The organism is Holospora undulata HU1 (genome assembly GCF_000388175.3).
Lineage (GTDB): Bacteria > Pseudomonadota > Alphaproteobacteria > Holosporales > Holosporaceae > Holospora > Holospora undulata_A.
On sequence record NZ_ARPM03000159.1, the window covers coordinates 1 to 22104 of the forward strand.

A 22104-nucleotide genomic window follows, 5' to 3' on the forward strand; every position below is an offset into this window, starting at 1 on the left:
GATACACTTATTTTAAATGGTTGCGATGCTTCAATACCCCGCCCCCTCATCTAAATTTACCCTTTGTCTTAAATCGTTGCTGTAGCTCTTTGTCATTTTCCTTTTATTTTAACAAAAAAATTACACCTAATTCAACCTAAATTACTATATACCTAAAGTAAGTGCAGATATATATTGATGAGAGAGGATTAATATAGGCAATAGGAGTTTGTGGGGAAAAAAGTGAAAAGCTCATCCCAAATTTTAACACGTAATTAATACTTTATAAAATGTAAGGACTTACTTAATTCATATTTTTAGAATTTGTTAAACTTTCAAAAATTATATACAAACTCGGATTAATCTAAAGAGTGACTATAGCCTTTTCCTAAAATGTAAATCTCCTTAGATTCTTTTCGACTTGCTCTTGGTTTAAGATACTTCACTTCTTCAAATTTTTTCTTCCAGTACGTGTACAATTTTTGGACTCCTTGAGTGTGGAATGCTTTCACCAAAAAAAATCCTCCAGGACGCAAAACAGGATAAGCGATCTCCCATACCATTTCCACCATGTGTTCAATACGCACTAAATCGGTAGCATGATGCCCTGTGCTTGGTGGCGCGGCATCACTAACCACTCCACAAAAAGGCCCTTGTTCCTGAATCCAAGCGTTAACGATTGGAGTAAAAAAATCTCCCTTAAAAAAAGAAAAATTGGAAAGTGGCTGAGTGTCCATAAGATCTACACCCCATACACACACACCAGTAATTTCTGTTAATACTTGACTCCATCCCCCTGGAGCGCACCCTAAATCTAGTATTCGACTTCCCTTAGAAATTATATTTTCTTTTTCTTGCATTTCTTTTAATTTAAAGGCTGAACGACTTCGGTATCCGGAAACTTTCGCTTGCTTTATGTAAGGGTCATTTAACTGACGAAAAAGCCACCTTCTAGAAGAATCTTTTGTTTTTTTTTTAACATTCTTCACGGATTTTTCACAGGTTCGTAAGGATTTTTTCCAGTTCTGTAGGAAATTCTTGCATTTACGCCTTCTAAATGAAAAGTTTGTACCAAACGATTCAATAGATACCGCTGATAGTGAAGCGGTAAAGCATCAACCTGGTTTCCAAAAATAACAAAACGTGGAGGACGTGTTTTAATTTGTGTTATATACTTCAGCTTAATAAGAGTTCCGTTAATCATAGGTGCAGGGGTATCTTGAAGACAGTCTGTCATCCAGCGATTTAAAGGGCCTGTCGCTATACGACGATTCCAACGAATGTAAAGATCTTTTAATCCTGAACATAATTCTTCTAATCCTTTCCGATTAATGGACGAAAAAGGAAATAACGGAATCCAACGTCCTGACAAAACACTCTCATCTAAACATTTTCTTAAACTTTTTAAGTACGAATTTTTATTTTTTATCTGATCCCACTTGGTTAACCCCACTGCAACCGCTCTTCCTTCTTCGATAATAGAGGATAACAACGTTAAATCTTGCTTCTCTAAGCCTCTTGTTCCGTCAATACACAGCAAAGTAACATGAGAGAAAATCAAAGCGCGCTGACCAGAAGCTCTAGATAACTGTTCTAAAAAATTCTTAGCCTTAGCTTGTTTGCGCGCTCCTGCTGTATCGATAAAAATAAAAGGTGTGTTGCCCATTAACAAAGGAACCTCGACGGAATCTCTTGTAATTCCGGCAATGGGTCCGGTAAGTAACCGCTCCATTCCTAAACAAACATTAATAAATGTAGACTTTCCTGCGTTGGGTCTTCCCATAACTGCCACACGAATACCTTTTTCAGAAAGAGTAAAGGAAACATCCGAAGAAATGTCATCTGATGTTTTTACTAAAGAACGAGTACTACCAAAAAATGCTTTCTCATAGTCTGCTGTTTTGCAATCGTTCTCTTCATTACATCCGTCGGTACTAAGGGGATTTTCAATTGTCTGGGGGGTAAAAAGTTGATTATCAAAACTAACGGAGTCAAGAATACTGGTTTCTTTAGAAAGAATAGCAGAAAGTGCTTCTTTAAGTTTCCACAATCCTTGACCGTGCAAAGCTGAAATAGGAATTGGTTCCCCTAAGCCCCATTGAGAAAAGTCTAATGCTTGCAATTCATCCTTAAAGCGTTCGCACTTGTTAGCAACCAAAAGAATAGGACGTGACTGCTTTCTTAACCATTGCAAAATATTTTGATCTACCGCGTTGATGCCTTGGCTTCCGTCTACCATAAATATAATGCACTGACAGTAAGAAAAAAGATCTTCTAAAATAATTTTTATAGAAGGCTCAAAAAAACTATCTTTGATTCCTAATCCAGGGGTATCTAACACTGTAAAGTTAAAATCAAAAAGTTTTCCTTGAAAAGACTGCCAATCTCGAGTAACACCTTCATAATCTGCGGTGATGGCCAAAGCCTTTCCTGATATTCGGTTAAACAGTGTAGATTTTCCAACGTTTGCTCTTCCAACGATCCCCACACAAGGAAGCGTGCTTTGAAGTGGAACAATTTTCTTGCCCTGAAAAACATTTCCTTTCTTAAGAAGACGATGTTCAGTCATTCTTTCAATCCTTCAAAGTTTAAACTTAAACGAAAACATTCAAAGTCTGAACTTTTAGGGGGCGGTGTTAAAAAAATCATGGTGCTACCCGCCACGATAAAATCTCCCCATCATCACTATGTAATACCATGGCATCTTTTAACAATAATCCTGAAGCACTTAAAGGATGGCCTAAGCGCACACAAGCGCTTATTGCGGATTTTTTCGAAGATTTTTTCTGTGTATTTTGAAAAAAAGGATTCACAGACACCATCACTCCGTCATACCTCCAAAGCAAAAGCTGATGATCGACATACCAAGGACCAATCCAAACATTCCACTGCTCTTGCTTGTGTTGAGGTAATTTTTGAGTCCAACACACTTTACCAGTATATCGATCTAAGCGACTTAACACTCCGTCTTGATCAACAACAAATAAGAAATTTCCTAAAACCAGCGGAGTATAGTACCCACCAATGGGCCATTGCCACAAAGTTTGACCACTTCTTGCCCCCAAGCACACCAGATTGCTGTGAGTCAAAACATAAACCAAATCTTCAACATACACCGGAGAAGCCTTTTGATGGGGAATTTTTTCCCGATTGGCTTTACTTACAGCAAAATTCTGAGTCCATAGAAGATCTCCTGTGCTTTCTGATAATGCAGTAACTTGGTTAGAGCTGTAGTTACTAATTACGATACCTTTCGAAACTGCAGAACTGGACCCCCCCCATAAAGATACATCTTCTATGGCGCCTTGGTGTTTCCACAAAACTTCTCCATTTTTTTGTCGAAAAGCAATAGTCTGATTTCTTCTTGTAACACATATAACAGACTCTTTTCCCAAAACTGGAGCTCCTTCTGCAGGATACTCCAAAAGTCTTCTCCACAAAACACATCTTTTTTTTAAGCACACACAAACTAACTCTGAAGATCCCAAAGTAACGAACGCAACTCCACAGGGATTGATTGCAATTCCCCCCATGCTGTCGGGATCCATAGTTTTTGCATCTTCAGATAAGTCTATTTCATGAAGTAAAGAAAATGCTCCATTTTTTACTTTTCCTTGATAAAGGCTAAGCCCTTTTAAAATGTAAATGCTTCCTTTCCAGAATACAGGGCTAGGGGCAGCCCCTTCAGGAGCAACAGAACAAACATTAACCTGACTAAGTTTAGGAAGTACAGTTTTTCCAAAAAGAGACTTGCCCCCCCCAAGAGCAGGAAGATGGTGGCAAGAGTTACAATAATACTGAGGCCACTCTTTGGGAACAGAACCAACAAAGCAAGGAGAAAATTTAATTGGTTCACTTGAATCAGATTTTTGACGATCCATGGAAAAGACTTCTTCCGTGATTATACTTTCTCGCTTTCCTTTCAAGGGCGGAAGCTCTGGATCAGATGTACACCCCCACAAAACCATCCCGCATGAAAAACTTAATAAAATTCTGTAAATCATTTTCGTGTCATTCCTTAATTAGGTTCAGAGTCGGATTCACTGGGAAAAGAACAAAAGCTTTCCGCACCAATAGCACAGGCACTTGGAATCCAGCTTTGAGTGTATTGCTCCCACTGATTAAGTAATTTTCTGAAATTCTTATCTACAGATTTCTTTTGAATCTGGTAAATCGCCTGCATTGCGTATCCCACCCCCATAAAACTGTTGGGAGCTTGAGTGTAATGTTTGACAACATCAATCCTAGAATCTTTAAGCGGAATTTCGCTGGCAAGGATGGCCAGAACAAAACGCGTAAAATGATACATAGAGCTCTGAGACCGACTTTTTGAATGCAAGTTATTATCCAAATTCTCATACGCGCTATACACGGCGCTCCACATTTTTTTCTTTTCCTCTTTCCGAGTTTTGTAAAATTTTGAAGCCAAACGCGCACAGTCTTCTATTTCTAATAATGCTTTCATTCCTCTTGCATTCTTAAGTTGTGCTCTTTTTTTTTTAGCATCTTCAAAACTTCCCTGATGAATATTCTTTACGTATTCATCGTACAACAACTCTGAACGAAAAAGCTCCTGATCTTTTCTGTAATCCCAATAAGAATACCCTCCCACAACACACAAAAGCGCAAACATGGCCAAAATTATAAAGGGAATCAGCCGTTTAACTGCTTCTAGCATATCTTCGCGACGCATCTCTTCTTCATATTCATTGCCAGATTTTTTTTGAAAATATTGAATGATGGTCTGAACAACGCGACGAAACAACACGAGATTATTAAAAAAAATTTTCTCTAGTCTAGCAAACTATTTTTTCATCGTAAAGAGGCCTTTTTCTTTATTGGCGTTAGATAATAAAAAAAAATGAACAACGCGGCAAAATAACTGAAACTTAGCAATATTTTGCACTATAAATTTTGAATTAGTATCATTAAAATCAATCCAAAACAAAGTATACCAAGAAAATTCTACAAATTAACTAGATTTAATTTCATATTTTTTTTTATTCCTGCAAAACGGATAATTAACAATGCCATTTTTGGGGGGAATGGCTTAAGTAGGGAAAATTTTCATTTGACGATTTCGTAAAGAAGTGTATAATAAAAAACTGTTATAGCGCCGAAGTAGCTCATCTGGTAGAGCAACTGATTCGTAATCAGTAGGTAGGGTGTTCAATTCACCTCTTCGGCACGGACGTGTTTTATTAAATTAAATTATGCATCCAAAAGTTTTTATTGTTACTGGGCTGTCAGGGTCGGGAAAGACTATGGCTCTAAAGCTTTTAGAAGATTTAGAGTGTGAGGTAATAGACAATATTCCCATATCATTGTGTCCTCACTTAATTCTGGAAAAAGCGAAAAAGCATTCTTTGGGAATCGGCCTTGATTTACGTACAAGGGATTTTAGTGCAGAAAAGTTTCACGATTGCGTGGCAAAAATTAGAAAGCGCAACACAGTGGCTGTAGTTTTTTTAGATGCTACAACACAAGTTTTGTGTGCTCGGTATCGTGAAACGCGTCGAGGGCACCCCCTTGGAAACGCCGCTTGTATTGAGGATCTGATTGAAGCAGAAAAAAAGCTTTTAAAGCCGGTTCAAGATCGTTCGGATATTGTATTTGATACTTCTGCGTTATCCCCCCCAGAAATGCGTAGCAAGTTGCAGAAAAGCCTTAAGATTCCGTCCCTTCAGTTGTGGGTGTATGTGCTATCCTTTTCTTTTCGTCGAGGAATTCCTTTGCAAAGCGATTTTGTTTTCGATATGCGCTTTTTGCCTAACCCTCATTACGAAACAGACATGAAAATCCTAACGGGAGAGCATAGCTCTATTCAATCTTATTTGATGAAATATCAAGCATTTTCTTGTTTTTTGGAAAATATAACACTTTTATTTACTTCATCAATTTTGCCTTCATACACCCAAGATCGGCGCTTAAACTGCACCGTCAGCTTTGGATGTACCGGCGGAAGGCATAGATCTGTAAGCACTGCAGAAATTTTTGCGCGCTCTTTAAGAGAAAATGAAAATGTTAACGTAAAAATTTATCACCGAGATCTTTAAAAAGAAAATTAATAAAGCAATGATGCAGAAACAAAGAATAAACAAACGTACAACTTTTGTTCCTGCGTTGCGTAAAAAAATGATATAAACAAAAATGTTTCACCAATTTTGTGCATAAGAAGCACATATAGAAAAAATTGGCGATAATTTAAATGCCCTTAAGAAAATTACCAACCAAAGAGCTATCCTGTCACTAAAGTGGGCGTTGGGTAAATATTTGAGTTCTTTTTTGCACGCCCAAGACCATTTCTTTTGGCTAATTTGCTTCGCTTTAAAGCATAATTCGGCGCAACCATGGGGTAATCCACAGGAAGCCCCCAGCGTTCTTTGTATTGCTCTGGAGACATCTGATAGGTCGTCCTAAGGTGTCTCTTTAACATTTTTAATTTTTTTCCATCCTCAAGACACACCAAATAGTCATCTTGAATAGATTCTTCTTTTGGAACTGTAGGATTTGCTCCCACATTATAATATGCCTTACAATGAAGATTGTTTAAGGTGGAATACACATTATGAATCGCCTGAGTGAGTTCACTTATGCTAAGGCTATTGTTCTGCGTATACCCTCTTACGATCTGACCAAGGGCGATCATAATGGCGTCTGACTGAGGCTTGTGACTTACTGACATTTGTTTTCTTTTATTAAAATAGTTACTATGATAAGAAATATAATATTTTTATAAAAAATGCAATAGGAAATCATGCAATGAAAATAATTTTTTTAAGAAGAAAGATCATTTTACAGACTCTAATCACTTATTTTTTAGAGTTGTTTTTATTGAGCAAACGTTAACAAACTATTTAAAAAATAAAAAAACTGTTACGATCGGTAAAATTTTACATAATTAACTTTTTTTAAAATACTTTTGATAGGAGATTTTCTAGAAATGAAAATAAATTTATCAATTGTTAAAAACAATTTTTTTTATGAGCCATTTGACTTTTTTCTGAAAGGTGATAGAATAATAAATAGTTGTCTCCATAGTCTAGCGGTTAGGACGCTGCCCTTTCAAGGCGGTAGCGCGGGTTCGATTCCCGCTGGAGATGCCATTTTACCAGGATAAAAATGCAAAAAATTTTAATGGCAAAAGCAGTTGCTTTATGGTTGATTGATAATACAAAACTTACATTTCAACAAATTTCTGAATTTTGTCGAATGCATGAGCTTCAGATAGAAGCTTTGGCCAACGGCGAGGGGAACATCGCTTCTATGGATCCAGTTATGCTGGGGGACCTTACAAAAGAAGAAATTATTCGTTGTGAAGGAGATCCTAGTGCTGTATTGATGCTAAATCGAAAGGTGGGCACCTGTCAAAAGAAACGAAAAGCTTACGTAAGCTTGGCAAAACGAAAAGAAATTCGAAATGGAGTGTTGTGGTTAGTGCGGTTTTATCCAGACCTTAAAGACACCGATATTGTTAAATTTCTTCCCACCACCAAAAGCACCGTTCATGCTATTCGTTCTGGAATGTATTGGGATATCAAGAGTTTAACACCGAAAAATCCTGTTTTGATAGGTTTGTGTACACAGGAATCTTTAGAGCAGTTGATTGCCTTAAGTGAAGAGCGCAGCCCTTCTTATCATAAAAATTCAAAATAGGTATTTTGCAAAGCTCTTTATCCGCGATGAGTTAACATTTTTACTATTATGCGCTTTATTTCTAAAGGAAGGATTATAGATTGAAAGATTTGATGTGTGAGTGCTTTCATATTTGTGGATAATTTAACATAATCTTTTTGAGAAGTGACAAGTACAGCGTGATGTTTTTTTGCTAAATCTTGTAAAAAAAACTCATCTCTTGGTTTGTAAAAGTAATGGTCTGGAAAACTTCGACTCGCTTTAAGGTTTAATTTGCATTGTTGTATTGTTTCCCAAAATCGTTCTGGATCTCCTAGTCCGCAAAACCCCACTACGGGTGTGTTTTCCGGAAGTGGACATGTGGCAATACACTGGGCAAACCAGGAAGGAATAGAAAATTTCGAAAGGTATTCAGGAAGATTTTTTGGTTCTTTGCTGTATAAGCTTATAATTCCATGGGCGCGCTGAATTCCATTTTCTAAGGATTCTCGTAATGGTCCTGCAGGGAAAATCCAGGTGTTTCCAAACCACTGTTGAGTGTTGGTGGCAATTAAAGCAATGTCTTTGTGTAACTTAGGGTACTGATGACCGTCATCCCAAAGAATAACTGTATTGTTCTTGAAATCAAAAGTATTTTGTATATATTTTGCCCCTTCTAATATGTTTTTAGATACAAGTACAGGAAAATACTGTGCCATCATCCATGCTTCTTCCCCTACGGAATAGGGGGTGTCAGATGCGCTAACCCATAGTGGTCCTTTAGATCTTCCTTTATATCCTCGCGTTAAGATAATGCAAAAATACCCGAAATCTGACAACCACTGTGCTAAAGCTAAGGTACAGGGGGTTTTACCTGCCCCTCCAAGGGTTAGCCCCCCTATGCTGATGACGGGGGCTGTTATACGAAAAGGACTAAAAGGGGTGCGATTCCATTCGTACAAACACTGAGCAATTTGATATAAAGTGCTTACAGCCCGCACCCCCATTCCAGGGCTCTTTTTCCAAAACTCCAAATTTCAATACTCCTTAATTTTTTTTATTTTTATTCAACAAATTGAGTGTGTTATGAAAAAATATTTTTCAGGACCTAACTTATAAACGGTTAATTCGATTTGTTTTCTGAAAATGAAAGAAAACTATCCATAACACTTTTTGTTCCGTATTGTTTAAAGGTTAATCGTACTACACGATTATTATAAGATTCTACTATTCCCCAACCAAAAATGTGATGAAATAGCCGAACTCCTGGACGAATGGCTTCCTTTTCTGGAAAATTAGAGTCTTCTTTTTGGGAAAGTAAAATGGTTTTAATAGAGACATCTTTTTGGGTAGTGTCTTTTTGCTTAAAGGAAGGCGCATTGGATTTTTCTAAAGAAAGACGTAAATTGATCTCACAAGCAGGTAATTCTTGAATGAAACGAGAAGGAGATGACGGCATTTGCCCTTGTATTGTACGACGATTCCAAGCAAATGTAATGTGAACACGCTCCTTTGCTCGAGTTAAGGCAACATATGCCAATCTTCGCTCTTCTTCTAGGTCACGTTCACTTAAGCATCGAATGTGGGGGAATAGCTGTTCTTCCCACCCAACTAAAAATGTCTCATCAAATTCTAATCCTTTTGCAGCGTGCAACGTTAGTATTGATACGCTGTCTTGAGAGGAGCGCGCACGCAGTTCTAAAAGTAAACTCACATGATCTAGAAAATCTTCTAAATTTTGAAAATTTTCTAAAGCTTTTAAAAATTCTTTAACGTTTTCTTGACGAGAAATCCCATCGTTTCCTTGGTTTAATAGATGAGACTCATAGCCAGATTCCTGGAAAACTCGTGCTGCCAATTGCTCTAAGCTTCCTTGATGTTGGCGCCATTGCTGTACTTGGTGCAAAAGAATGGAAAGGGAGGGAGACATTTTTTCTTCTTGACACAACCAACGTCCCGCTTCTTCTAAAGAATATTCTTTTTCTTTGGCTTTTAAATAAATTTTCCCCAAAGCTCCTGGGCCAATGCCTCGTCTTGGTGTGTTGATAACTCGTTCAAATGCAAGGCCATCGCTGGGGTTGTGAATCCAGCGGAGATATCCAAGCATGTCTCTAATTTCTTGGCGCTCATAAAAATTAATTGACCCTACTACTTGATAGGGAATATGTTCTACCAGAAAGCGTTCCTCAAATTCTCTACTTTGAGCGCTGGTGCGCATTAATATAGCCATGGAAGAATAGGGGTGCCCCTTTTGGTAGGACTGAACGATTTTTTTTATCACGTAAGCAGCTTCTTCTTTAGAATCCCATAGTCCTTGGACTTCGATTTTTTCTCCTCCTTCCCGTTGTGTGCGAAGAATTTTTCCGTGTCTTAGGCGATTGTTTCCAATGAGTTGACTTGCTCCAGACAAAATAGAAGGGGATGATCGATAATTCTCTTCTAAGGGAATGATATAAGCTCCAGGAAAATCTTCTTGAAACCTTAAAATATTTTCAATACTGGCGCCGCGCCACCCATAGATGGACTGATCTTCGTCCCCCACACAAAATAATCCTTCTGTTTGTGCTGCAAGAAGTTTTAGCCAAGAATACTGAAGTCCGTTAATGTCTTGATACTCATCTACTAAAATGTGTCTAAAATATCGTTGCCACTTAGATAAAATAGTTTCGTTCGTTTTTAGCATGTGATAACTTAAAAGCAACAAATCGTCAAAATCTACACTGTTGGTTAATTCTAGTTCTTGTTGATACTGATGATAAAGCGTTAAGATAACTTCGTCGCAAGGTAAAGAAACTTGTTCTGGAAGCCAAGTTTGGCATTTCCATTGACTAATTTGTTGAAGAACGTTTTGACAAGTGTATTGTCGTTTAGCTTTCATGGATTTTAAAAGCTTTGCCATAACACGCCCTTGGTCTTTCGTGTCTAGAACAGAAAATCCCGGCTTTCGTCCCATAAGCTCTGGAGCGCTCTTAAGTAACCTTAACGCTAAACTATGAAAAGTTCCAATCCATAGACTTTTCGTTTGAATAGACATAAGCTGTTCTAGGCGTCCCTTCATTTCTTGGGCTGCGCGATTTGTAAAGGTAACTGCCATAATATTGGATAAGGGGATTTTACGCTTTTGCACTAAATAAGTGTAACGCAATGTTAGTACTCTAGTTTTTCCTGTTCCTGCCCCTGCAGAGATTAAAACTTTTCCTTCTGCTTGAACTGCAGATTTTTGTGCCTCATTGAGTGTTTCAAAAATTCTGGAAAACTCATCAGGTTCCAAATTTTTTAAGGTTTGATTCCTAACTTCAGAATTTTCTGATTTTAGAGTTTCTGATTTTAGTTCAGGGGAAGATTCTTTATTCACAAAGCCACTCCTTTAATAATTGTGCTTAACGCGATTTTTTGCTTTTTATTTACGAATAAAATGGATAATACGAGACATGATCCAGAAAAAAAACTCTTTAACGTTTGATTTTTTTGTTGCACTGGCGGGAAGTTCCTTAATAAAACGCGAGGGAAAAGAAAGCGCAAGCTTCTTTAATTTGGGGCGATTCCAACAAAACGTGATGTGAGCGCACACTCGTGCTCGTGTTAAGGCAACATATGCCAGACGACGCTCTTCTTCTAAATTGTTTTCATCTAAACACTGAACATAAGGAAAAAGACGTTCTTCCCACCCTACTAAAAACGTTTCATCAAATTCTAATCCTTTTGCAGTGTGGAATGTTAACATAAAAACCGCCTCTTGAGAAGGCTGAATGTGTAATTTTGTAAATAAATTTACGTGATCTAAGTATTCTTTTAAGGTTTTGAATTTTTGTAATTCTTGTAAAAACGTTTTAAAATTTTCTTGAATAGATATATTCTTATTTCCTTGGTTAAGAAAAAAATCCTCATACCCAGATTCTTGAAAGATTTGCAGTATTAGCTGTGTCAAAGATCCTTCATGTTTCCTCCACTGATTAACCTGGTACAGTAAAGATTTTAAGGGGTGGGGTGCTTTAGGTTCTTTGCATAACAGTCGTGCTGTTTTTTCCCATGCGTGATGGTGATTTTTTGCGGCAGACGAAATTTTTTCTACCGTGCGTTTTCCAATGCCTCTTTGGTGAGTGTTAACAACGTGACAGAATGCTTCATCGTCATTTGGGTTATGTATCCAGCGCAAGTACATTAACATATCTTTAATCTCTTGCTGCTCATACAAGTGCACAGAATCCATAGTTTGATAAGGGATCTTTTTTTTTAAAAAAAATTTTTCAAATTCTTGACTTTGGATGTTGGTTCGCATTAAAACAGCCATACGAGAGTAAGAAAGCCCTTTTTTATGAGCGCAGAGAATTTTTTTCGTTACATAGTCTGCTTCTTTTTCTGGATTCCATACCCCACGTATTTCTATTTTTTTACCTCCTTTTTTCTGGGATCTTAACGTTTTTTTATTTCGCAAACGATTGTTTGCGATAAGCGTATTGGCTCCTGATAAGATTGCGTAAGAAGATCGGTAATTTTCTTCCAAAGGAATGATGTGAGCTCCGGGAAAATCTTCCTGAAAACGTAAAATATTTTTAATGTTGGCTCCTCGCCAGCCATAAATAGACTGGTCTTCGTCACCAACACAAAATAGGCCATCTGCTTGATGAGCAAACAGTTTAAGCCACGCGTGTTCTAGTGGATTGATATCTTGATACTCATCTACTAAAATATGTCTAAACTCTTTTTGCCACTGCGATAAAAGAGCCTTGTTTTCTTGAAGCATGTGGTAACTTAGTAAAAGCAAATCGTCAAAATCTACTCTGTTGGTAATTTCAAGTTCTTGTTGATATTGATAATATTGGGGTAAATAAACAATATTTTCGGTGGCGGGAACATGATGTGGAAGCCAAGTTTGACGTTTCCATCGATGAATATGTTGTAATATGGTTTCGTGTACATTTTCTTGAGAAGGAAAAATCTTGGCCATAATTTGTTTTTGATCTTTTGTGCTCAAAACAGAAAATCTCTTCGTGCGCTTTATGTGTTCTGGAGTGTGTTTTAACAAGCGCAACGCCAAACTGTGAAAAGTGTCAATCCATAGATCTTTTGTCTTGATGGGCATAAGCGCTTCAAGACGTTTTTTTACGCCTTGAGCAGCAAAACGAGTAAAAGTTAATACCATAATGCTAGAAAGAGAAACACCAAGCACTTGTGCTAAATAAGCATAGCGTAAAACCAAAACCCAAGTTTTTCCTGTTCCTGCCCCTGCGGAAACTAGCACTTTCCCTTTTGCTTTTACCGCAGATTTTTGTGCTGCGTTAATAGGGGGAATGCTTAGAAAAAAATCTTCCGTTTTAAGATCTAAAGGAGATACGGTGCTCACAACAAGAACGTGTCATTTATAAACCGATACCTTGAACAGACTCTCGAGAGAAAGAGGGTTCTAGAGACTCCATTTCTTTTTCGATATAGTTGCTGATAATGTCTTCTAGATCTCGAAGATGCGTTGAGAATTTTTCATCTCCATCTGGAATTAATTTCAAATTTATTTTTTGTCCTCGCTTTTGTGCTGACAGCTGATACGCAAGACGTACAACTAAATCACAAGGGGTGACCGTATCTTCTGTGCCATGAACGATTAATCCAGGGTGAGGACAAGGAGCCAAAAAGTCAAACGGATAGAGGTTTGGGCGCAGCGCAACTCCCACAAAACGTTCGCATTCTGGGCGTCGCATCAAAATTTGCATCCCAATCCAAGCGCCAAAAGAATATCCAGCAACCCAGTACCGTGCTTTTGGAAAATATCTGTCGGAAAGCCAATTTAAGCACGCTTCTGCATCGGAAATTTCTCCTTCTCCATTACTAAATGTACCAGTGGATTTTCCTGTTCCACGATAATTAAACCTTAATACGTCGAATTTGCATCGAACAAAGCTTCGGTAAATTGTGAACATGACACTGTGGTCCAATAATCCTTCCCACTTAGGATGGGGGGATGCTAGCAATACTACATTAGAGGACTGCTTAGTTGTATGATAAATTGCTTCTATTTTTCCTTGCGGACCCGGAATCATGAACGTTGACGACATTTCTACAAAATAATTAATGCTTGATCTAATATATTGCATTTTTTTTTTACTTTTGTCAATTTATGTTTTTGTTTTTATGAAAAATATCATTTTAATATTTTTTTTATTTTATATCCTTTATTGGCAATGCTACTTTGGTTTGAACATTGAATCGATAAATATTTATACCCTGTACTTTTTGTTCAAATTGGAATTAATTTTTTAAATACTAAATGTTGATTGTTTGTGAAAACGGATGTAATATTTAATCGAAAAATAGTTTTTAAGGTTTTTTAAACTATTTTAAAAAAATTAAATGTTGTTTCTGTTAAAACTTCTGAACAATCACCCTTGAAACTCTGCGCGTTAAAAACTAAAATCAGTAACAAATATAAAGGTAACGAGAATAAGCCGTGAGATTTAAACTTCCCTCTTTGCACTATCATGCGCATCCAAAAGCAGGAAAATGGGAAATGATCCCCTCTAAACCTTTAAAAGGGTGGCAAGATTTTGCTCTTGCATACAATCCTGGAGTGGCTTTTGCTTGTGAAGAAATCATTAACGATCCTCAAAGTGCCTATGAATTAACTAACAAGGGGCATTTGGTTGCTGTTATTACGAATGGAACAGCGGTGTTAGGAATGGGGGATATAGGGCCTCTTGCGGCAAAACCCGTGATGGAAGGAAAATCAGTTTTAATCAAATATTTTTCTGGTTTGGACAGCATCGATTTAGAAATTTCAGAAAAAGACCCTCACAAACTGGTTGAACATATTGTAGCGTTGGCGCCTTCTTTTGGAGCCATTAATCTGGAAGACATCAAAGCTCCAGAGTGTTTTATTGTGGAACACGCGTTAAGAGAACGATTAAATATTCCTGTTTTTCACGACGATCAGCACGGTACAGCCATTGTGGTATGCGCTGCTATACTAAACGGGTTATACTTAAAAAAACTTCCCATTGAAGAAGCCATAGTGGTGGTTAATGGTGCAGGGGCTGGGGCGTTGGCCTGCTTAGGGCTTTTACATCAGTTTGGGGTAAAGAAAGAAAACATATGGCTTTGCGATCAAAATGGTATAGTGCACACAAAAAGAGACAACGTCACAGTCTATAAGGCGCCTTATGCGCGTGATACGCTGCATCGCACTTTGGAGCAGGCATTAAAAGGTGCTGACGTATTTTTGGGGCTTTCAAAAGGACGTCTTCTTACAAAAGAAATGATCGCTGGAATGAATTCTCGTCCTTTGATTTTTGCTTTGGCAAACCCAGTGCCAGAAATTTTACCCGAAGAAGTTTACGAGGTTCATCCTGATGCATTGGTAAGCACAGGAAGGTCAGATTACCCAAATCAAATCAATAATATTTTGTGCTTTCCCTATATATTTAGAGGGGCATTAGAGGTGCGTTCGTCTTGTATCACAGAAGAAATGAAGCGTGCTTGCGTTCAAGAACTTCAACGTATTGCTCAAGAAGGAGAATGGGGGTCTTGTGGTGCCTATGAAGGAACTTTACATCCTTTTGGGACAGAATATTTTATTCCAAAGGCCTTTGACCCAAGATTAAGAGCTCGCCTGCCTATAGCAATTGCAAAAGCAGCGATTAATGCTGGGGTTTCTCTTTTGGGGGAAGAGCAATTACCAGAAATTGAAAGAGAGCTTATCTTAGAAGCGTATGAGTCGCTTCCAACTTTTTGTCGCCTTTGCCTTATTCAAAGCGTTGAAAAGAAATCTTTTTTAAGACCCTCTTTAATTTTTAGTTACGCCTTAGATGCTCAAGATTGCTGGAGCGCTTTTAAAGGAGCGCTTTTAGCTGTGCAAGGTCACCATCTTTGTTCTTTTCAAGTAGTTCATCCAAAGGGAAGCGCCCATGTAAATGATACGCACTTTCCTCAGCACTCGTGGGGGGGGGCGTTACCAAAGACTGCGCACCTTTATGGATTTTCTTGTTTGCCTTCAAACGTTACTGTTAGTCTAAACAGTCAGGCAAGTAACAATAAAAATTCATTATTCCTTTTAGAAGAACCAGATCAAAAGACAAAACTTTATATTACCCGCCTTGTAAAAAAAAATTCTGCACTTCACCAGGCTGTGTGTGTATTAAAAGATGACGATTCTTCAAAAATGACATGGGAAGTTTCTGAAAAGTTTAATCTTCCTTCTGGTCTTTATATTCAAGATGAAACACTTTATATACCAAAAACTACATCACTTCGTGATATGATAGAATCAGCAGCCTTGGTGATAGGGACGCATTTATGAGCGTGAGATCTAAAGGATTAGATTTTTCTGAAGGAAGATTGGTTCAAGTCTTATCCAATAAAATAGCCTCACTTCAAATTCTCTTAGAGAATTCTGAAAATGGCCAGGCACTGACTCAGCTGATTAAAGGATTGTATCCCAGTGAAATTGCTTATTTGCTTCAACACTTAGAAGAAGAACAGCGCCGCAAATGCGTATTGTGGATGAAGTCTCAATTCGATGCAGAAATTTTACTATTTTTATCTCCCTCTTTACGAAAAGAAGTGGTGGATTTATTCGACATTTCTGAGCTCAGCCGAATATTAATGCATTTGGAAAGTGACGATGTGTTAAGTATTTTAAGAGACTTGGATGCGATTCACTATCAAAAAGCTTTAAATGATTTTCCTCCAGAAAAATCTCGTTTTTTTTTAGAGCGGTTGCGCTACCCTCAGTGCACTGCCAGTTCTTTGATGCAAAGCGAAGTTTTGATTTTCCCCGATCACTGGAAAGTGATTCAAGCGCTAGAACATATGAGGTCTTATCATACCCCCAGGTTTTATGATGTGTTTGTGGTGGATGATGAGCGGCGCTTTTTGGGATCAATAGAGCTTTCAACTTTCGTTAAATGCCAAGAAGAAGATCTTTTGTCTGAGGTTATGACCAGAAGTGTTCATGCTATTCCCATGGATTGGCGTCAAGATGAGATTACTTTTATGTTTCGTTTGTACGAGCTAATTTCCGCTCCAGTTATTGATAAAGATGCCAGAATTATTGGGGTAATAACCGTAGACGATGTGATGCGTGTGATTGAAGATAAAGTAGCAGAAGACTTTATGCACCTTGGGGGCATTCATGCCTCAGATTTTCATAAAACTGTCAGCAAAACAAGCTTGGGACGGTTAAATTGGTTGTTGATTACAGTGATAGATGCTGTTTTGACTTCTTTGGTGATTCATTTTTTCGAAAAGGTTTTGCATTTCAAACAAGGGTTAATTGTGTTAATGCCCATTGCAGCAGCCATGGGGGGGAACAGTGGTATTCAAGCTGCAACTGTAGCCATTCGCGCCTTGGCAACAAAGGAACTGAATACGTTAAATTCTGTACGGTTTTTGTGGAAAGAGGTAAGCGTTTCTTGTTTTAATGGGTCATTGTTAGGGGTTGGGTTAGGGGGACTGGCATTTTTGTGGTTTAAAGATATTCGTGTTGCTTTGGTTTTGGGGGGGGCGGTATTGTTTAATATGTTATGGGCAGGTATAGCAGGAACGTTGTTTCCAATGATTATTGCGCGCCTTTCTGGAGACCCAGCTCTGAGCTCTGGCCCTTTATTAACCACAACAACCGATGTGTTTGGGTATGGATTGTTTTTGGGGTTATCTTATTTTATTTTCAAATTTTAAACTATCCTTCTTTTACAATAGCATAAAAACCATTTATTAAAATTATTTCGTTAAATTTTTATTCTAAGGACAAAAATATCTTGAAAATTGATAAAATCTAACTATACTCTAAGAATGTGGGATAAATGGGGGAAAGTACGTTGACAAAAATGAAAACTCATAGTGGCGCTAAAAAACGTTTTAGACTGACAGCCAGCGGAAAGGTAAGAAGGGGGCATGCTATGAAGCGCCACAATATGCGCAAAAGGCCTACGGATATGAAACGAGATGCTAGAGGCATGTGCATTATGGATGCTTGCGATGCAAAAGTTATAAAGAAGAGTTTTTTGCCTTATGGGCTTGATTAGGAAGAGGTAAATTATGACCAGAGTGAAAAGAGGTGTGACTGCACGGGCGCGCCATAAGAAAATTATAAAAATGGCAAAAGGGTACAGGGGACGTTCTGGCTCTTGCTTTCGTATTGCACTTCAACGTGTAGAAAAAGCTTTGCAATATATGTACCGAGACAGAAGATGCAAAAAGAGAGATTTTAGGGCATTGTGGATTCAAAGAATCAATGCGGCAGTACGTCATCACGGGATAGTTTATAGTGATTTTATGCACGGATTGAGCTTATTACAAAAAGAAGCAGGGGAAGTGTTAAATCGGAAGATATTATCGGATATGGCTGTTCATTCTCCAGAAACTCTTTCGGCGTTAATTGAGCGAGTAAAAGCTGTTATTCCTGGACATCGGTGCGTTAAGGGATGGACGGAGTTATGATCGAGGTTAGCGGTAAAAAGCTTAAACAATATATTGAAGAATTAGAGCAACTTGAAGAAAGGCGGATTCAAGTTGTTGAAGAAACAAAAGAGGTTCTTGCAGACGCTAAAGGAGAAGGTTTTGATATAAAAATTATCAAAAAAGTGCTTCAAATTCGTCGAATGAAGCCGGAAAAATTTTCAGAACAAGAAGCTCTTTTACAAACTTATATCGATGCTCTTTTAGAGGAAACAAGTTAAGGGGGCAGTTTGTTCGACTTTTTGGTGCTCCTGGTAGATTTTTTTATCCTTCTAAAAATCTACCAATTTTTCATATTTTGTTTAATTTAATAAGGTTAAGAAAAATTTCGGCTGCTTAAAAATGCTAATGCATGGTCTAGCGCATCAATCGAAATATTGTGAGCTGCGTTTGGGTCGATCCATTGTTCTACGGAAAGCCGATTGTTGAACAAATCTTTATAGGTTAGATGCATTGCTTCCAAAGGAACAACATCGTCTTTTTTTCCATGATATAACCAAAAGTCTGGAAAATACACAGGGACAGTCCTAATTCTGTAAAACCCTGAAAATCCTAATACCAAAGCGCAAGGCATGTGAAACAACCCCAAATGACAAGCAAGTGCAGCACCTTGGGAAAACCCTGCAAGAATTAACGGAAGTGGATCTTCAATCAAAAACTGAAAGCGTTTAGAGACATTTCTTGCTGATCGTTCAATAGCATACTGTAAGGTAGAAGAATATCCTTGTGTATCAATCAAATCTTTTGAATGAAAAGCTGACAAGGAAAACCACTGGCGACCTTTACCTTCAAGATGACCTTCAAAGGGCTCATGACCGTCAGGAACTATAATAGTTATATTTGGATTTTTTTTTTGAAAATATTCTGCGCACTGAGTTAAATTTTCTCCGTTAGCTCCATATCCGTGAAAAAAAACAAGGCGCGCTTTTTCTGTTTGAGGGGCCTGAAAAACAAGATCATTCATAGAACTTAAAGCCTTTAATTTTGGAAACCTCCCTTATATGAATTCATGATACTTAAAAGATCTAAGAGATCAAGAGCCTTAAAATTTTTTACTTTAACTATATTTTTATTACATCCTTTGCTTTATGCAAAATAAGCAGTACTCTAGAGCGTAAAAATTTGTTATTATGTACGAAGAAGGTAAAATTTGTATTTATTAAAAAGGTTGAATGATTGAAACGCTTTCAAAAGTATATTTTTCGCGCTTTATTTAAGTATACGCTTCTTTTTTTTCTTGGCTTGAATGCGCTTACATGGTTTGTTCAATTTTTTAGAATCAGTAAGGGGATTTCTGGAAGAGGTGCATCTTTATCAAACGTTGCTGTATTATCTATAATAAGCCTAGTGCCGATGATGTACTACACTTTGCCTATGGCGCTAATTTTGGCTTGCGTGTACCGATACACATACTTTGTTCAAGACAGAGAAAGAGACATCTTATACAGCGCAGGAATCGGGCCATGGAGCTTGGCTTGGCCTAGTGTAAAACTGGCCCTTTATTTTATAGTCTTTCTATATAGCGTAGGATTTTTTTGGGGGCAAAAAGTTGCACGGTACGTTCAAATTGAAGAAATGAAACTAAGGCAGGTTATGCCGCATCATTGGCTTACTCCGGGAGTATTTTTTTCTATAGGGGATGCAACACTTTATATTCATAACAAAAAAGTTGATGGAATACTGGAAGGAGTTTTGTTGCATGAACCAAAACCGAAACGTACCATTGTCTTTTCTGGAAAATATGGAAGTATTAATCAAGATAATCAGGATCTTATTTTCACTCTTTATCAAGGAACATGCCATGTTTTTATGCATAACAGTCGAAAAGCACCTTACGTGATGTCTTTTAAAACGTATATTGTGAGGATACCTCATCATAAAAAAATTTCTTTGCCTTCCCCAAAACCCCAGGGAGTGGAATTTGTTGAGCTTTTAAAACATGTTCAAGATGGTGATGCCAAGATGCCTTGGGTTCGGGAATTGTATACGCGATGCTTTTCTCCTTTATGGATGATTCCCAATGTTTTATGGATTGCATGGATAGTTCTTTCTGGTCAAAGTATCAATATAAAATCTTACTACAGATATGGAATTCTTTTTTTAGGATTGATTATTTTTCAAGCTATTCCTTTGGGGGCGGTTTATGTTTGGCACTTCTGGGGGGCGTGTGCGCAGATTTTTTGGTTTATTCCCGGAATTTTATGGATAAGATTAATGCTTCAAAATCGCACAGGAGTGGCGCGTGTTTCCGATAACTTTTAGGTATAATATAAAAAATTTTTTAAAATCTTTTGGATTCGTTCTTTTATTTTTTTTGTTTTTTTCTTTTGTCGTTGAATTGATTTTTATAAAAAAAAATCTTAGTGTTCAAACCAGCGTTATGGAACAGTACGAGTACTTGTTTTTAAAAGTGTTGATATTGATTAACAAACTTTTTCCTTTTATCATATTTATTTCTGCAATATTATGGATATTAAGACTGAAAAAATTGCGTACTTGGTCTATTTTTCAGTGTGCTGGGGGGTCTGTTATTCAAATTTTAAAAGGGCCTACTTTTGCAGTGATTTTCATAAGTTTATTTGAATTACTCTATTGGGGACCTTGGTGCCATAATATGATGGAAAAAGCTTGGAATATTCAAAAAAAAGAAAATTATTGGGTACAACCTCAATCGCGATGGAAATTTATTCATTTACCCAACAACGTAAGTTGTATCTTACATATTCCTGATGCGCACATGGAACTGTTTTTTTTTAATAAAGACTTTACTTTACAAAAGTATTTGTATGCAAAAAAATTTTTTGTACATCCAGGAAAGTTAAGGCTTCAGCAGGTTTGGTCGATGCCTATAGGCAAACATCCAAAGCTTTTACCTTCTTTAATCTTAGATTTTCCTTTTCTATCTTACCAAAGCCAAGGGAAACATCCGTTTCTTATGTCTTTCTTGGAACTAAATACTCTTTCTCATAACGTGTTTTTATCCCAAACAATTTTATTAAGACGACATTATTTTTTATCTAATACTGTATGGTTTTGTTTACTTCTTCCTTTTGCTTCTGCTGTACTGGGTGGATATCAGCGCTCTATATACAAATATATATCAAGAATTTTTTTTGGAACTGTAATGTGTTTTTTGCTGTTTTTATTTAAGGAATGGAGCTGCATGATAAGCTATGCCATGACAGGACACATCCTAAGCTATTGTATCACCTGGTTTGTTCCTTTGGTAACTGCTTTGCTTACTCTATCTTTATGGATTTCAAAGGCGGAATTGTAAGAACCTGTCTTCACAGTTAAGCCAACCGACGAATTAGTAGCATTGAATGGGGGATTATAACTTTGTATTTCTTCGGTTGAACGCCTATTTCATAATCGGCCAATCGCCCAAAATGTATCTCTACCCCCTATCTTTTCGCTAAAATTGCCTAGCTCGGCGTAATATAGTAATTTAGGTTAAATCGGACATTTTAAAGAACCACGAAATAGCGTCGAATAGAGCGTTGAAATTTGGTATATTGTCACCTCTTCATATTAGCCCGGAATTTCTCTATTGGATTCAAATCACAAGAGTAAGGAGGTATAAAAATTATACTGCATTTTACAGATTCTATTCATTCTTTACTTCTCTTGGATTTATGAAAATAGGCATTATCCATAATAACACCTTGACCAGGCTTTAGTTCCTTGATCAAAAATTTTTCTCCCAAGTCCGTTAAACCTCATTGGTGCTATCAGCGTGTTATTAACAAAACCGGCAATACTATATACCAAATCACACTGAAAGTGTTGGACTAATGCGTTGAAAGTAGTCATTGACACAGACAAGATCCATGGCGATGTTGTCCCAGGTTTGGTCGAAAAAATACAGCATACTCTTGCAAAACTCTTTGGCAGAGACGAAAAATCGATTATTGCGCACATGTTCATTCTTCGATGGGTGCAGGTTGGGGGGGCTATAAGGGGGCAAATAATGCACCTCAATCCCCCTTTCTTTTGCTGCTTTTTGGGTATCTTTGCTTGTAGAGGCCTTGATCCAAGATCAGGTGAATGTTAGGCGCCTTTGGA

General features: G+C 37.5%; 20 protein-coding genes and 2 tRNA genes. 12 read left to right on the top strand and 10 right to left on the bottom strand.

Features of this window, described 5'->3' with window-relative positions; all coding sequences use genetic code 11:
- Positions 1-338 precede the first annotated feature (338 nt).
- The 4 genes from K737_RS04625 to K737_RS04640 form a co-directional block, all read right to left on the bottom strand.
- Positions 339-968 (bottom strand): RlmE family RNA methyltransferase, encoded by a 630-nt coding sequence (locus tag K737_RS04625; RefSeq protein ID WP_006292921.1) that lies wholly within the window; start codon positions 966-968, stop codon positions 339-341.
- The gene (gene der / locus K737_RS04630) at positions 965-2548 is read right to left on the bottom strand and encodes a ribosome biogenesis GTPase Der (protein ID WP_006292919.1); all 1584 of its coding nucleotides are present in this window, start codon (positions 2546-2548) and stop codon (positions 965-967) included. Before der ends, K737_RS04625 begins: the two co-directional genes overlap by 4 nt.
- A gap of 76 nt (positions 2549-2624) precedes the next feature.
- The gene (locus tag K737_RS04635) at positions 2625-3983 is read right to left on the bottom strand and encodes a PQQ-binding-like beta-propeller repeat protein (RefSeq protein WP_006292918.1); all 1359 of its coding nucleotides are present in this window, start codon (positions 3981-3983) and stop codon (positions 2625-2627) included.
- A gap of 14 nt (positions 3984-3997) precedes the next feature.
- Positions 3998-4747 (bottom strand): hypothetical protein, encoded by a 750-nt coding sequence (locus tag K737_RS04640; RefSeq protein ID WP_006292917.1) that lies wholly within the window; start codon positions 4745-4747, stop codon positions 3998-4000.
- Positions 4748-5094: 347 nt separating this feature from the next.
- On the opposite strand from K737_RS04640, the gene K737_RS04645 reads away from it, so the two are divergent.
- Positions 5095-5167, top strand: a tRNA-Thr gene (locus K737_RS04645).
- 25 nt (positions 5168-5192) lie between these two features.
- The gene (gene rapZ / locus K737_RS04650) at positions 5193-6035 is read left to right on the top strand and encodes an RNase adapter RapZ (protein WP_006292916.1); all 843 of its coding nucleotides are present in this window, start codon (positions 5193-5195) and stop codon (positions 6033-6035) included.
- 182 nt (positions 6036-6217) lie between these two features.
- Here rapZ and K737_RS04655 read toward each other — a convergent pair whose 3' ends face one another.
- A complete protein-coding gene (locus K737_RS04655; protein WP_006292915.1) occupies positions 6218-6664 on the bottom strand; it encodes a MucR family transcriptional regulator in 447 nt (148 codons plus the stop codon).
- Positions 6665-7010: 346 nt separating this feature from the next.
- Between K737_RS04655 and K737_RS04660 the strand changes: the two genes are divergently transcribed.
- Together K737_RS04660 and K737_RS04665 are read left to right on the top strand one after the other, a co-directional pair.
- Positions 7011-7085: transfer RNA gene (locus K737_RS04660), tRNA-Glu, on the top strand.
- Positions 7086-7101: 16 nt separating this feature from the next.
- Positions 7102-7635 (top strand): cell cycle transcriptional regulator TrcR, encoded by a 534-nt coding sequence (locus K737_RS04665; protein WP_023492440.1) that lies wholly within the window; start codon positions 7102-7104, stop codon positions 7633-7635.
- Between the two features lie 17 nt (positions 7636-7652).
- On the opposite strand, the gene lpxK is transcribed toward K737_RS04665, so the two are convergent.
- The 4 genes from lpxK to K737_RS04685 all read right to left on the bottom strand — a co-directional run bounded on the left by lpxK (position 7653) and on the right by K737_RS04685 (position 13628).
- Positions 7653-8627 carry a tetraacyldisaccharide 4'-kinase gene (gene lpxK / locus K737_RS04670; protein ID WP_006295813.1) on the bottom strand — a complete coding sequence of 325 codons (975 nt, stop codon included), beginning with the start codon at positions 8625-8627 and terminating at the stop codon, positions 7653-7655.
- A gap of 89 nt (positions 8628-8716) precedes the next feature.
- Entirely contained in the window at positions 8717-10948 is a 2232-nt protein-coding gene (locus K737_RS04675; protein ID WP_006295812.1) for an ATP-dependent helicase, read from the bottom strand.
- A gap of 45 nt (positions 10949-10993) precedes the next feature.
- The gene (locus K737_RS04680) at positions 10994-12937 is read right to left on the bottom strand and encodes an ATP-dependent helicase (RefSeq protein ID WP_006295811.1); all 1944 of its coding nucleotides are present in this window, start codon (positions 12935-12937) and stop codon (positions 10994-10996) included.
- Positions 12938-12953: 16 nt separating this feature from the next.
- Entirely contained in the window at positions 12954-13628 is a 675-nt protein-coding gene (locus K737_RS04685) for an alpha/beta hydrolase (RefSeq protein ID WP_023492441.1), read from the bottom strand.
- Between the two features lie 407 nt (positions 13629-14035).
- On the opposite strand from K737_RS04685, the gene K737_RS04690 reads away from it, so the two are divergent.
- The 5 genes from K737_RS04690 (at position 14036) to K737_RS04710 (ending at position 18260) form a co-directional block, all read left to right on the top strand.
- Positions 14036-15880, top strand: coding sequence for a malic enzyme-like NAD(P)-binding protein (locus K737_RS04690; protein ID WP_006295808.1), 1845 nt, complete (start codon positions 14036-14038; stop codon positions 15878-15880).
- The gene (gene mgtE, locus K737_RS04695; protein WP_006295806.1) at positions 15877-17259 is read left to right on the top strand and encodes a magnesium transporter; all 1383 of its coding nucleotides are present in this window, start codon (positions 15877-15879) and stop codon (positions 17257-17259) included. Before K737_RS04690 ends, mgtE begins: the two co-directional genes overlap by 4 nt.
- Before the next feature lie 140 nt (positions 17260-17399).
- Positions 17400-17606, top strand: coding sequence for a 50S ribosomal protein L35 (gene rpmI / locus K737_RS04700; protein WP_035543835.1), 207 nt, complete (start codon positions 17400-17402; stop codon positions 17604-17606).
- A gap of 13 nt (positions 17607-17619) precedes the next feature.
- The gene (rplT, locus tag K737_RS04705) at positions 17620-18021 is read left to right on the top strand and encodes a 50S ribosomal protein L20 (RefSeq protein WP_023492443.1); all 402 of its coding nucleotides are present in this window, start codon (positions 17620-17622) and stop codon (positions 18019-18021) included.
- A complete protein-coding gene (locus K737_RS04710) occupies positions 18018-18260 on the top strand; it encodes a GapR family DNA-binding domain-containing protein (RefSeq protein ID WP_006295801.1) in 243 nt (80 codons plus the stop codon). The genes rplT and K737_RS04710 overlap by 4 nt, the downstream gene beginning before the upstream one ends.
- A 95-nt stretch (positions 18261-18355) precedes the next feature.
- Here K737_RS04710 and K737_RS04715 read toward each other — a convergent pair whose 3' ends face one another.
- Positions 18356-19003 carry an alpha/beta hydrolase gene (locus K737_RS04715; protein ID WP_006295800.1) on the bottom strand — a complete coding sequence of 216 codons (648 nt, stop codon included), beginning with the start codon at positions 19001-19003 and terminating at the stop codon, positions 18356-18358.
- 212 nt (positions 19004-19215) lie between these two features.
- Between K737_RS04715 and K737_RS04720 the strand changes: the two genes are divergently transcribed.
- From K737_RS04720 to K737_RS10110, 3 genes are all read left to right on the top strand, one after another.
- Complete coding sequence (locus K737_RS04720; protein WP_006295798.1) at positions 19216-20301, top strand: LptF/LptG family permease; 1086 nt, start codon at positions 19216-19218, stop codon at positions 20299-20301.
- Positions 20282-21316 (top strand): LptF/LptG family permease, encoded by a 1035-nt coding sequence (locus K737_RS04725; RefSeq protein WP_006295796.1) that lies wholly within the window; start codon positions 20282-20284, stop codon positions 21314-21316. Before K737_RS04720 ends, K737_RS04725 begins: the two co-directional genes overlap by 20 nt.
- 522 nt (positions 21317-21838) lie before the next feature.
- Positions 21839-22093 (top strand): hypothetical protein, encoded by a 255-nt coding sequence (locus K737_RS10110; RefSeq protein ID WP_006295794.1) that lies wholly within the window; start codon positions 21839-21841, stop codon positions 22091-22093.
- Positions 22094-22104 lie beyond the last annotated feature (11 nt).

Bases quoted from the DNA above. Each gene is read 5' to 3' on its own strand.
- rplT (WP_023492443.1), top strand. From the start codon at position 17,620: ATGACCAGAGTGAAAAGAGGTGTGACTGCACGGGCGCGCCATAAGAAA.
- rapZ (WP_006292916.1), top strand. From the start codon at position 5,193: ATGCATCCAAAAGTTTTTATTGTTACTGGGCTGTCAGGGTCGGGAAAG.
- K737_RS04710 (WP_006295801.1), top strand. From the start codon at position 18,018: ATGATCGAGGTTAGCGGTAAAAAGCTTAAACAATATATTGAAGAATTA.
- der (WP_006292919.1), bottom strand. From the start codon at position 2,548: ATGACTGAACATCGTCTTCTTAAGAAAGGAAATGTTTTTCAGGGCAAG.
- K737_RS04635 (WP_006292918.1), bottom strand. From the start codon at position 3,983: ATGATTTACAGAATTTTATTAAGTTTTTCATGCGGGATGGTTTTGTGG.
- K737_RS04715 (WP_006295800.1), bottom strand. From the start codon at position 19,003: ATGAATGATCTTGTTTTTCAGGCCCCTCAAACAGAAAAAGCGCGCCTT.
- K737_RS04685 (WP_023492441.1), bottom strand. From the start codon at position 13,628: ATGATTCCGGGTCCGCAAGGAAAAATAGAAGCAATTTATCATACAACT.
- K737_RS04655 (WP_006292915.1), bottom strand. From the start codon at position 6,664: ATGTCAGTAAGTCACAAGCCTCAGTCAGACGCCATTATGATCGCCCTT.
- K737_RS04665 (WP_023492440.1), top strand. From the start codon at position 7,102: ATGCAAAAAATTTTAATGGCAAAAGCAGTTGCTTTATGGTTGATTGAT.
- mgtE (WP_006295806.1), top strand. From the start codon at position 15,877: ATGAGCGTGAGATCTAAAGGATTAGATTTTTCTGAAGGAAGATTGGTT.